Origin of the sequence: Pseudomonas oryzihabitans (assembly GCF_032027545.1) — a bacterium.
In the GTDB taxonomy this organism is placed as follows: Bacteria; Pseudomonadota; Gammaproteobacteria; order Pseudomonadales; family Pseudomonadaceae; genus Chryseomonas; species Chryseomonas oryzihabitans_F.
This window is the reverse complement of sequence record NZ_JAVSJB010000040.1, coordinates 1-11,502: the sequence shown is the minus strand read 5'-3', so window position 1 is coordinate 11,502 and position 11,502 is coordinate 1. Positions and strand designations below refer to the sequence as shown.

Genomic DNA, 11,502 nt, shown 5'->3' with positions numbered 1-11,502 from the left:
AATCTGGATAATAATTTGGAATCCAGCTCGCTGTACTTCAAGGACAACTGGCACCTGAACGACCGCTGGATCCTGGCACTCGGTGGCCGCTATCAAACCTTCGAGCAGTACATCGATCAGGGGCTGGGCAATAGCCACGTGGTCAACCTGGATAAGCGCGATCACACCGCCGTGCCCCTCGCCGGCCTCGTGTTCCAGGCCACCGACACCCTGTCGCTATACGGCAACTACAGCCGCTCTTTCGTGCCGAACACCACCGTGGACGACCGCGGCAACACCTTCGATCCCGAAGAAGGTCGCAGCTTCGAGGTCGGTGCCAAGTACGACCTGACGCCCGGCCTGAATCTGAACGTGGCGCTCTACGACATCGAGAAGAAAAATGTGGTGACCACCAGCACCGTGGGCGGGGTGAGCGTGAGCGAAGCCGCCGGCAAGGTAGGGTCACGCGGCCTGGAGGTGGACCTGACCGGTCATCTGACCGAGCGCTGGGACATGATCGCCACCTACGCCTACGACCACACCGAGATCCTCGACGACCCGAGCAACGAGGGCAATTGCCTGACCCAGGCACCCAAGCACAGCGGTAGTCTCTATCTCACCCACCACCTGCTGGTACCCTCCAACCTCGGCGGCTGGCATGTCGGCGGCGGCGCGCGCTACGTCGGCGAGCGGGCCGGCGACAACGCCAACAGCTTCTACATGAGCAGCTACACCGTGGCTGACGCCTTCCTGCGCTGGGACCTGCCGGTGACCGGCTACCAGACCCGGCTGCAGCTGAACGTGGATAACCTCTTCAACAAGCAGTACTACCCATCGAGCGCCAACAGTCCGCTGCAGGTGGCGGTGGGTGAGCCGCGGACAGCGCGGTTGAGTGCCTCGGTGAGTTTCTAAGCCAGCGGCCTGCCCTCACCCCAGCCCTCTCCCGGGGGGAGAGGGGGGCGGATGGTGGCCGACCGGAACAGCCTGGCGTCCGTAGCGGGTGCCAGGCCCGTAGCGATGCTCTATCCTAGCCGCCCCGTCACGGGGCCTCGGCCCGCCTGGCGGGCCTCTTTCCGCCATTCAACCAGTCCACGCCATGCTCGATCGCCGCGCCTTACTTCATTTCGCCAGTGGTGCCGCGCTGCTCGCTGGGCTGCCTGCCCGGGCGTTCGCGCGGCCTTCGCTCGGCGACGGTGAGTTTCCGCGGCAGGTGGAGCATGTGGCGGGCAGCACCCTCGTGCCGCGGGAGCCACGGCGCGTGGCGGTGATCTCCACCGGCCAGCTGGACGCCGCCCTGAGCCTGGGCGTGATCCCGGCCGGTACGGCGCGGGTGGACAATCGCGAGCTGGCGCCGGCCTATCTGCGCAGGGCCTTGGCCAGTCGCGCGACCGAGCTGGATGCCATGGTCGACCTGGGCAGCCGCCAGGCCCCGGATCTGGAAGCCCTGGCGCGGCTGGCGCCGGATCTCATCCTGCTCAATCGCACCGTGCTGCGGGCGGGCGGCCTGGAACTCTTTTCGCGCATCGCCCCCACGGTGGTGGCGCGTGGCACCGGCGGCAACTGGCGACCGGACTTCCTGCTGCTGGCCGAGGCCCTGGGGCGACGCCAGCAGGCCGAGCGGCTCCTGGCGGAGCTGGACCGCGATCTCGCCGGCATGGCGCAGCGGCTGGGTAGCCAACCGCCCTCCGCCTCCCTGTTGTTTTCCAGTGGTGCCCGGCTGCGACTGATGGGCAAGGACTCCTTCGCCGGCGGCCTGCTGCAGGCCATGGGCCTGACCCGCCCCGCCGCCCAGCGATTCAAGGGTACCTCCCAGGACGTCAGCGCCGAGTTGCTCGACCTGGCCGACGCCGACTGGCTGTTCTATGCCGAACAGGGTACCGCCCTGGCCAGCCTGCCCCGGCAGCCGCTGTGGCCGCGCCTGGAGGCCGTGAGCCAGGCCCGGGCGATCAAGGTGGACACCGATGCCTTCTACCTGAACGCCGGTCCGCTGGCCGCGCGCCAGGTGGTGACTAGCGTGGCCACCGCCCTGGGGGTCGCATGAACCAGCCGGCCGCCGCGGTCCTCGTCAGGCAGGCCACCTTCGCCCGCGGCGGCCTGGTGTTGCTGCTGTTGCTCGGCGTCCTGGCGCTGGCGCTGATCGCCAGCCTGGGCATAGGCGCCCGGCCGCTGTCCGCTACGCGGATCGTCGAATTGCTCTTCGCGCCCGATGGCTCCACCGAAGCCGTGGTGCTCTGGGACCTGCGCCTGCCGCGCACCCTGCTCGGCCTGCTGGTGGGCGCCACCCTGGGCCTGGCCGGCGCCCTGATGCAGGCACTGACGCGCAACCCCCTGGCCGACCCGGGCTTGCTGGGAATCAATGCCGGCGCGGCCCTCGCCGTGGTGGCCGGGTTGTCGCTGGTGGGGCTGGACGATGCACCGCTGCGCCTGGCCTGCGCCCTGCTGGGTGCCACCCTGGCCGCCGGCCTGGTCTATCTGCTCGGCGGCAGCGCGCCGGCTCGTGGCCAGCCGTTGCGACTGATCCTCGCCGGCATCGCCCTGAGCGCCAGCCTCCATGCCTGCACCGGCATCATCACCCTGTTCGACAGCGCCGTGTTCGACAGCTACCGCTTCTGGGCGGTTGGCGCTCTCAGCGGCCAGACGCCGGGCGGCGCCCTGGCCATCCTGCCGCTGCTGCTGATCGGCCTGCTGCTGGGCCTGCCCCTGGGTGGTCGCCTCAATGCCCTGGCCCTGGGTGACGACCTGGGCCGTGCCCTCGGTGCCCGACCGGGGCAGGTGCGACTGCTGGCCTTCGTCGCCATCGTGCTGCTGTGCGGCGCCGCCACGGCGGTAGCCGGCCCCATCGGCTTCCTCGGCCTGGTGGTGCCCCACGCCCTGCGCCTGCTGGTGGGCGCCGACTGGCGCTGGATCCTGGCGCTGGCGCCCCTGGCCGGCGCCAACCTCCTGCTGCTCGCCGACACCCTGGGCCGCCGCGTGGCGCTGCCGGGCGAGCTGGAGGCCGGCATCGTCTGCGCCCTGCTCGGTACCCCGGTGCTGCTGATGCTGGTCATCCGCTCCGCCCGGCGGGTGCGCCCTTGAGTCGCCATCGCTTCGCGCCACGGCGCTCGGCGCGCTTCAAGGCCTGCCTGCTGCTGCTCGGGCTGGCGGCGGTCGTTATCTGCGCCCTCACCCTCACCGGCGGTGCCTTCGCGCCGGCGCCGTACCAGGTGATCGCCACCTTGCTGGGTCGGGGTGACAGTCTCACCCGCCTCATCCTGCTGGACCTGCGCCTGCCGCGCCTGCTGGCGGCCTTCGGCGTTGGCGCAGCCCTGGGTGCCAGTGGCGCCATCTTCCAGCGGCTGGCGCGCAATCCCCTGGCCAGCCCGGACCTGGTGGGTTTCACCGTCGGTTCGGCCAGTGGCGCCCTCATCACCCTGCTCTGGCTGCAATTGGGTGGTGCGGCGCTGATGCTTGGCGCCCTTACCGGTGGCCTGCTGGCCGCCGTGCTGGTGGCCGGGCTGGCCGCCCTGGCCGGCATCCGCGGGGAGCGGATGATCCTGCTCGGCATCGCCATCAGCGCCCTGCTCGCCTCGCTCAACGAATACCTGCTGACCCGCGCCGAGCTGAACGAAGCCCAGGAAGCCCGGCTCTGGCTGTTCGGCAGCCTGGACATGCTGACCTGGAGCCGCACCCTCAGCCTGCTCGCCGGCTGCCTGCTGCTCCTGCCGCTGGCCGCCTGGCTGGCCCGGCGGCTGCGCCTGCTGGAGCTGGGCGACGACCTGGCGCGGGCCCTGGGGCTGCCGGTACTCCGCAGCCAGAACCTGCTGCTGGCCATAGCGGTTGCCCTGGCCGCCCTGGCCATCGCCACCGCCGGGCCCATCGGCTTCGTCGCCCTGGCGGCGCCGCAACTGGCACGGCGCCTGACCCGCAGCGCCGATCTCGGCATCCTGGCGCCCGCCCTGCTCGGTGCCTGCCTCACCGCCCTGGCCGACTTGCTGGCGCAGCGGCTGCTGGCGCCCTTCCAGATTCCGGTCGGGCTGCTCACCGGTGCCCTGGGCGGCCTCTACCTGATCTTCCTGCTGAGCCGCGAATGGCGGCGGACCTCATGAGCCAAGACGCCCCTTCCAGTCGCCTCGCCGCCCGCGGCCTCACCGTGGGCTACGGCGGTCAGCCGATCTGCAGCGACCTCGACGTGCAGCTGCCCGATGGCCGCTTCACCGTCATCATCGGCCCCAACGGCTGCGGCAAGTCCACCCTGCTGCGCAGCCTGGCGCGACTGATCCGTCCCAGCGCCGGCGAGGTGCACCTGGACGGCCGGCCGATCCAGGAGCTACCCACCCGCGAGGTGGCCAGGCGCGTCGGCCTGCTGCCGCAAAGCGCCGTGGCGCCGGACGACATCCTGGTCGCCGACCTGGTGGCCCGCGGGCGGCACCCCCATCGCCAGGCCTTCGCCGGCTGGACCGACGCCGATGAAGCGGCGGTGCAACGTGCGCTGGAAGCCACCAACACCCTCGAGCTGGCCGAGCGCGCGGTGGACAGCCTCTCCGGCGGCCAGCGCCAGCGGGTCTGGATCGCCCTGGCACTGGCCCAGGAAACGCCGCTGCTGCTGCTCGACGAACCCACCACCTTTCTCGACATCGCCCACCAGGTGGAGCTCATGGAGCTGCTCTGCCGGCTCAATCGCGCGGGCGGTCGCACCCTGGTGGCGGTGCTGCACGACCTCAACCAGGCCTGTCGCTATGCCGACCACATCATCGCCCTGCGCGCCGGCCGCATCCTCGCCGAGGGTCCGCCAGCGGCGATCATCACCCCCGAGTTGATCGAGGCGCTGTACGGCCTCAGGTGCGCGGTGATCGAGAATCCGCTGGCGGGCACGCCGTTGGTGATTCCCTACTAGATCGGTCAAGATCGATCAACTATATCAACCCACAAAAATTTGCCTGTTTATTACGCAAAAAGTAATAAATTGACGAGAGATGGAATTAGATTCGTTGCATGCTTACCCGGTTGCAAAGCCAAATGCAGCAGCAAAAGACCTTATCTTCATCTCCAGCACTGTGACCAAAACAGATCCACATCTTTTAAGTGACAAGAAACACTTACGTAATAAGTAAAGATTAGCAGTAGCCTCCATAATGCATCTTGCCGATATTCCCGCTCACTAAAAAATTTCTTTCCTCCCTGATCACTTTTTCTCGCTCATCCGGGATACCCATGGACACCCTCATGGGGAGGCGTGCGTTTTTGGAAGCACTCGATATGGCAAAGATTACATGGCAGCAGTCCAGCTCCCGACGTATTACCCCACTCTTCCTGACCGCCGTTCTACAGAGCGGAATGCTGGCCGGCTCTGGGCTGAGCCTGCTACCTCTGTCGGCGACGGCGGCCACAGGAGTGCGGGATTACCAAATTTCCGCAGGCCCATTGAGCAATGTCCTAGCGCGCTTTGCCGCCACCGCCGGGGTTCAGCTTGTGTTCGACCCGACGCTCCTGACCGGACGCACCAGCCCGGGCCTGCAGGGCCGCTTCACCCTCGACCAGGGCTTCGAGCGCCTGCTGCGCGGCAGCGGCTATCGCTGGAGCGAAAGAGGCGCTGGCATCTACGCCCTGGAGGAAGGCAGCGCAGATGCTGCGCTGGCGATGCCCGAAACCACCATCCAGGCCAGCGCCGAGGGGGGCGGGGCCGATGCCGGCTATCAGCGCCCGGTCAGCGCCAGCACCACACGCCTGGGCCTGACCGATCGCCAGACGCCTCAGGCGATCACCACCCTGACTCGCGACCAGGTCGAGGATTTCCGCCTGCAGAGCATCAAGGAAGCCCTACGCGCGGCTCCTTCGGTGACGGTTGAGCAGACCGAAACCGATCGAACCGAATTCACCTCGCGCGGTTTCGATATCAATACCTTCCAATACGACGGCGTAGGCATGCCCTTCGTGGGTACGGTGCTGGTGGGAGACCAAGACCTGGCTGAATACGAGCAGGTGGATGTCCTGCATGGCGCAAACGGTCTTATGAGCGGCACCGGCAACCCCTCCGCGGCCGTCAACTTCGTCCGCAAGCGGCCCACTGCCGACGCCCAGGCCAGGCTCGGCGTCAGTGTCGGCTCCTGGGACAGCCGCCGGGTAGATGCCGATGTCTCCGGGCCCCTGACCGAGACCGGCAACGTCCGCGGTCGCTTCATCTACGCCCACGACAAGGGTAACTCCTGGCTGGATCGCTACAGCCACGAAAAGAACGTCGCCGCCGGCCTAGTGGCCTTCGACCTCAGCGACGCCGACACCCTCACCCTGGGCTTCTCCCAGCACAACAGCGATGCCAACGGCAGCTCCTGGGGCAACCTGCCACTGGCCGACGTGGACGGCAATCCCATCCACTACCACAGTCGCAGCGCCAGCATCGGCCAGGACTGGACCTACTGGAACCTGGACACGCAGCGCCTCTTCGGCGAATTCGCCCACGACTTCGGCAACGGCTGGAAAGGCACTCTCACCGCCACAGGCGTCACCGAGCGACAGGACACCAACATGTTCTACGTCTTTGGCGTCAGCGGTGACGATGCCACGGCATTTCCATCGCATACCACGAGCAAGGCCCACCAGTTAGTAGGCGAAGCCAAGCTCTCCGGCCCTTTTCAACTCTTTGGACGCGAGCATGAACTGACTGTAGGTGCCAGTTACGGTCGTACTCACCAAAAACTGCACGAGTACGATTTCGCCGAAAACGGCTACTACGGCACTACACTCTCCAGCGTACTCGCCGGCACTCCAGAGCCGTCGCTGGAGTACAGCAGCGATGCGACTCAACAGAACTTTATTGATCGACAAAAAAGCCTTTATGCCGGTGTCCGCTTCAATGTGGTTGACGACCTACATTGGATCGTTGGTGCACGAATGCTCAGTGCCGATGGTTCGGGTAGCAGCTACGGCGACGATTATTACACTCGTGTCCACGGCGAGGTCACGCCCTACACCGGGCTGGTCTACGACCTGAGCAAACAATGGAGCCTTTATGCCAGTTGGACCAAGATCTTCAGCCCTCAGCACAGCTTCGGTCTAGATGGCAGACTGCTTGATCCGCTTGAAGGCAAGAGCATGGAAGCGGGGGTCAAGGGCGGCTTGTTCGATGACCGCCTGAGTCTGACCGCCGCGGTGTTCAAGACTGAGCAGCGCAACGTGATGTCTACCTCCATATTTTCCGGCTCACGCTACCTTTACGACACGACGGACTATCATAGCCACGGCGTGGAGCTGCAGGCCTCCGGTGAAGCACTGCCCGGGCTGGAGCTGCTTGCGGGCTATACCTACACCCGCATCGACGATGAAGACGGCGACCGGGCCCGCAAGTTCGTACCCAGTCACAGCCTACGAGGCTTGGCGACCTATCGCCTGCCGGGCCTACCTCAGGCCAAGGTCGGCGCGCGCCTGAGGTGGCAAAGCGGCATTGAGAACGATGACAACAGCCGTATCCGCCAGAACGCCTACGCGCTGGTGGACGTACTGGGTAGCTACGACTTCGACGAACACTGGAGTACCCAGCTCAACCTCAACAACCTCACCGACCGCAAATATCTGCTATCGCTGTACAACAATGCCACCAGCGGCAACTACGGTGCGCCGCGTAATGCAACATTATCAGTCAGTTATAACTTCTGATTGGACTGAGAAACCATACGTAATGGTGGCGCTGCCTTGAGTTATTGGCAGTCCACCATTGCATATGCTGGCTGAGCTTAGCCAAGTCATGCAGGGATTAGCCGGGCGTACTAGGTGGCTGCGCCTGACGGCCAAGTCACAGCCATAGCAGAACCTACGAAGCCCGTTCCTGCGGCTACGTACCTATTACATAGTTGGGCAGATCCAGCTCAATGCGATCGCAATAGCTTTAGGCACAGCAATACTAGCCATGGCGATCGTAACCTATCGCTGAGTCGCGTCAAATGTTGCAAATGGTAAAGCCGCTTTTGCACGTGGACCCTACCTCCTAAAATAGTTCCATTAGCTATGGAAGCCTCTGGAACCTCTATGTTGGCCAACTCCGCAGGGATGGGTGTCGTATCCATGACGAACGCCCCACTCATTTCCGTTGTAGTGCCCTGCTACAACGCCGGACGGTATCTCGACGCTTCCTTGGCCAGTATCTTTGCCCAGGACTATCCCAATTTCGAGGTCATCGTCGTAGATGACGGATCTTCTGATGGTAGCCTCGAGCGGCTGCAGGAGCTTCAGGGGCGATACCCTTTCACCCTAATTGCTCAGGCAAACAGCGGAGTGAGCGCCGCGCTCAATCGCGGTCTGGCCTGCGCAGCCGGCAAGTACGTCGCAACGCCCGATCTCGATGATTTGATGCTGCCGCACTCCTTGAGCGTTCGTGCGGAGTATCTTGAAGGTCACCCTGATACGCCTTGTGTAGGTGCACTCGTAAGCTTCATCGACCATCATGGCAACTGGATAAAGAACGAGTATGCCGATTCGGTTCGTGAGCTTCACTTTGACCAAATCCTGCGAGATACGCTTGTCATTGGCGCGCCCGTTGCCCTGTACCGTCGTTCGGCACTCGACAAGGTCGGTGGCTACGACCCAGACATTCGTGTCCAAGACTTTCAGATGACCCTGAAGCTAGCGGCCCTGGGCGCTGCTCTTGCAATCATCCCGGTGCGGGTCACCTACTATCGGCGTCACCTGGGCAACCTCTCCAGGCGTTACAAGACGCTGCTCGAAGCGGACTTGAAGGCTGTAGCGCCCTACCAGGATCATCCTGCGTACCAGCAGGGGCATACCTCGCTGGTGAATAAAGCGCTCAAGTATGCCGTACGTCACGACAAGGTCGAAGCGATGCGCATGCTTCGGCTTATCCCATTACGACGGATGAACCGGACCACCTTACGCCGCATTCGCACCCTGCTGTGTTCGCCTCGCTCTTCCAGGAACTAGAAACCCTGTGATCTCCATCGTCATCTGCTCGGTAAAGCCCGAGCTACTAGCAGCCGTCACCCGCAACATCGCGGACACCATCGACGCTTCCTACGAACTGATAGTGGTCGACAACCGCGAGGCCGGGCGGGGACTGTGCAGTGTCTACAACGAGGGAGCGCGGCGGGCAGTGCATGAGGTTGTCTGTTTCATGCACGAGGACGTTGAGTTCATGGAGGCGGGATGGGGACGCAATGTCATCGCGCACTTCTCCGCCGATCCTACGTTGGGGGCGATAGGTCTTGCCGGTGCGCGTTACAAGAGCAGTGCGCCATCCGGCTGGATGACCGCCGGCGGCGGCGAAGCTCACTGTATCCGGGTCCATCAACGTCATCGCAATGGCCGTGAAAACTACTTTTTCCATCGACCTGAAAACGATGATGCTCCGCGTCAGGAGGTCTGCACACTTGATGGTGTCTGGATCTGCGCCAGGCGCCATGTTGCGCTGGAGATAGGATTCGACGAGCTCCTACCGCCCTTCCACTTCTATGACATCGACTTTGCCCTGCGCGTCAGCGAAAAATACCGTGTAGCAGTCATCTACGACGTGTGTTTGCGGCATTTTTCGGAAGGTCACTTTGATGCGACGTGGATGAGGGCCGCGCTGCAATACCAGGCATTACGCCATAACCGCGGGCCACGCTTGGTGAACACCCCGTACCTGGCCTTACACAAGAGCCTAGAACGGCGCGGTGTTCGCTTCTGGATGAAGTTTCTACGCAAAGCCAAGACTCCCCTCTCTCTTCGATGGGAGTGGGTCCAAGCATCGGGTGCACTGGCCTATCCACAACTCTGGTGGTTGGTAGCGAAGTTCTTGTTCTGGTACCCCGTCAAGTTTCGCTGAGCCAGCAAAGGCTAATGTGAACGACCTTCAACAAGCAGATGGGAGAAACCAGTTGCTCCTGCTTTAAAACCATTTCTGGATCAGGAGCGTCTCCGGCTATGTGAGCGCCGGCTAGGGCTTCGGCTACTACTCTACGCCGCTCAATGGCCAGATCAGCAAGATTGTCGACCTGACCCTGTCTCAAGCAATCGGTACGGTAGTAGCCAGCCCACTGCAGACTCCCATCAACGGCAACATGGGTGTCATTTTCCCCCCGCCATTCCCAACGCCTCAGCACTCGCCTACCAGTAGCCGTTTGTCGCCTGTCATGCTCTAGAATGGACCTTTTGCCCTGATGGCATATCTCTATCACTCCGATAGTATTTGCCCATATCAGGAGCTGTGATGGAGCACGGAATCGATCTACTAAAATCTGCTTTGACCCCGTACTCAGTGGAGGCCGTGATCCGCCCAGCCGACAGGACTGCAGTCGTGACAGTCACCCATAAAGAGGCCAAGGTAACTCGCGTCTTGAAGCAAGCCGATCTTCAGGATCGGGCCAGGCTGGCGGAGCATGTGAACGACTTTAAACGCGACATGGCAGGTGCGCGCGAGGACGCGGATCATGAGCGTGTCGAGCTAATGCAGCGCATTGGATCACGCGGTCTGGCGTCGTTCAATCCAGGGCTGCATTGCCCTGACAAGCCTAAGTAGCGTCGTTGGCGGATAGCGGTAATGCCTGACCAATCAGTCTAGGCTCGTCGTGCCCTGTAGCACGAACCTGGACGAGCTCAATGCCTACTGACCTAGCGAGTGCCTTAAACGTGAGCGTTGGGTCAGAAGGCTTATGGCCGATCAGCAATCGCTCTGCAAAGCAGATCTCCGCATAGGCATCACTGCGTGATAGTCGGTCAGCTTTCACGATCAAACACTTAAGCCCGTCCTTCCTGTAAGCGATCTCAAAATCCTGCATTCCGTGCATAGCCAGTCATTCCGTGACGTGCATCACATAGGTGATGTCATAATGATATTGCATCCTCTGAATGGAAAGCTTAGAGAGGATCGCTTTAGAGCCTCTCGTCGGTATTTATAAGTCAGACAATAGTGTATTTGTTTAACCGAATGCCAGACAGATGCGGTTCCGCGCTGACGTCTCATACAGCTCCAGGCACGGTTCCCCTGCAGGCCACTCGGCCATCTACAGGGGAATCCCATGCGTGTGTTTTTGTGCGAGAAGCCCAGCCAGGGCAAAGACATTGCCAGGGTGCTCGGCGCTACCCGGCGCGGTGAAGGCTGCATTCGTGGTCAAGGCGTGGTGGTGACCTGGGGGATCGGCCATCTGCTGAAGCAGGCCCCGCCCGAGGCCTACGATTCGCAATTGAAGTCATGGTCTCTGGACGTGCTGCCGATCCTGCCGGCGAGCTGAAAGGTTGAGGTCATGTAGTGGTCTACTCACCCGGGCACCTTTTTAGGCGAAGATTATCGCCACACAGAGGTGTTCCATGAGCAAACGACGTCGTTCTTTCACCCCGAGTTCAAGCGCGAGGCCGCAAGCCTGGTGCTGGATCAGGGCTACAGCTGTATCGAAGCAGCTCGCTCGCTGGGGCTGGTCGAGTCGGCCCTACGCCGCTGGGTCAATCAAATGCAGGCAGAACGCGGCTGAGTGACACCGGCGAGTAAGGCCCTTACGCCCGAGCAGCAGAGGATCCAGGAGCTGGAAGCGCGGATCAATCGCTTGGAGCGGGAGAAATCGA

The 11,502-nt window shown here is 63.0% G+C and carries 9 protein-coding genes and 2 pseudogenes; all 11 read left to right on the top strand.

Going from position 1 to position 11,502, the window contains the following annotated elements:
- Nucleotides 1-891 (top strand): TonB-dependent receptor domain-containing protein (locus RND78_RS26860; RefSeq protein WP_312733176.1); only part of this gene is annotated, 891 nt, incomplete at its 5' end.
- Between the two features lie 184 nt (nucleotides 892-1,075).
- Nucleotides 1,076-2,020 (top strand): iron-siderophore ABC transporter substrate-binding protein, encoded by a 945-nt coding sequence (locus RND78_RS26855; RefSeq protein ID WP_312733174.1) that lies wholly within the window; start codon nucleotides 1,076-1,078, stop codon nucleotides 2,018-2,020.
- Nucleotides 2,017-3,054, top strand: coding sequence for an iron chelate uptake ABC transporter family permease subunit (locus RND78_RS26850; protein WP_312733172.1), 1,038 nt, complete (start codon nucleotides 2,017-2,019; stop codon nucleotides 3,052-3,054). Before RND78_RS26855 ends, RND78_RS26850 begins: the two co-directional genes overlap by 4 nt.
- Entirely contained in the window at nucleotides 3,051-4,064 is a 1,014-nt protein-coding gene (locus RND78_RS26845; protein ID WP_312733170.1) for an iron chelate uptake ABC transporter family permease subunit, read from the top strand. Before RND78_RS26850 ends, RND78_RS26845 begins: the two co-directional genes overlap by 4 nt.
- Complete coding sequence (locus RND78_RS26840) at nucleotides 4,046-4,852, top strand: ABC transporter ATP-binding protein (RefSeq protein ID WP_312733168.1); 807 nt, start codon at nucleotides 4,046-4,048, stop codon at nucleotides 4,850-4,852. The genes RND78_RS26845 and RND78_RS26840 overlap by 19 nt, the downstream gene beginning before the upstream one ends.
- Before the next feature lie 317 nt (nucleotides 4,853-5,169).
- The gene (locus RND78_RS26835) at nucleotides 5,170-7,608 is read left to right on the top strand and encodes a TonB-dependent siderophore receptor (protein WP_312733166.1); all 2,439 of its coding nucleotides are present in this window, start codon (nucleotides 5,170-5,172) and stop codon (nucleotides 7,606-7,608) included.
- A gap of 369 nt (nucleotides 7,609-7,977) precedes the next feature.
- Complete coding sequence (locus RND78_RS26830; protein WP_312733164.1) at nucleotides 7,978-8,886, top strand: glycosyltransferase family 2 protein; 909 nt, start codon at nucleotides 7,978-7,980, stop codon at nucleotides 8,884-8,886.
- Nucleotides 8,887-8,893: 7 nt separating this feature from the next.
- Nucleotides 8,894-9,769, top strand: a complete 876-nt coding sequence (locus tag RND78_RS26825) for a glycosyltransferase (RefSeq protein WP_312733162.1) — start codon at nucleotides 8,894-8,896, stop codon at nucleotides 9,767-9,769.
- 384 nt (nucleotides 9,770-10,153) lie between these two features.
- On the top strand, nucleotides 10,154-10,462 hold the full coding sequence (locus RND78_RS26820; RefSeq protein WP_312733160.1) for a DUF3509 domain-containing protein: 309 nt from the start codon (nucleotides 10,154-10,156) through the stop codon (nucleotides 10,460-10,462).
- Nucleotides 10,463-10,961: 499 nt separating this feature from the next.
- Nucleotides 10,962-11,165: pseudogene (locus tag RND78_RS26815) on the top strand (DNA topoisomerase III); the annotation flags it as partial.
- A gap of 85 nt (nucleotides 11,166-11,250) precedes the next feature.
- Nucleotides 11,251-11,502: pseudogene (locus RND78_RS26810) on the top strand (transposase); the annotation flags it as partial.

Excerpts from the sequence above, each read along its gene's own strand:
- RND78_RS26840 (WP_312733168.1), top strand. The coding sequence starts at position 4,046 with ATGGCGGCGGACCTCATGAGCCAAGACGCCCCTTCCAGTCGCCTCGCC.
- RND78_RS26850 (WP_312733172.1), top strand. The coding sequence starts at position 2,017 with ATGAACCAGCCGGCCGCCGCGGTCCTCGTCAGGCAGGCCACCTTCGCC.
- RND78_RS26855 (WP_312733174.1), top strand. The coding sequence starts at position 1,076 with ATGCTCGATCGCCGCGCCTTACTTCATTTCGCCAGTGGTGCCGCGCTG.
- RND78_RS26830 (WP_312733164.1), top strand. The coding sequence starts at position 7,978 with ATGTTGGCCAACTCCGCAGGGATGGGTGTCGTATCCATGACGAACGCC.
- RND78_RS26835 (WP_312733166.1), top strand. The coding sequence starts at position 5,170 with ATGGACACCCTCATGGGGAGGCGTGCGTTTTTGGAAGCACTCGATATG.
- RND78_RS26820 (WP_312733160.1), top strand. The coding sequence starts at position 10,154 with ATGGAGCACGGAATCGATCTACTAAAATCTGCTTTGACCCCGTACTCA.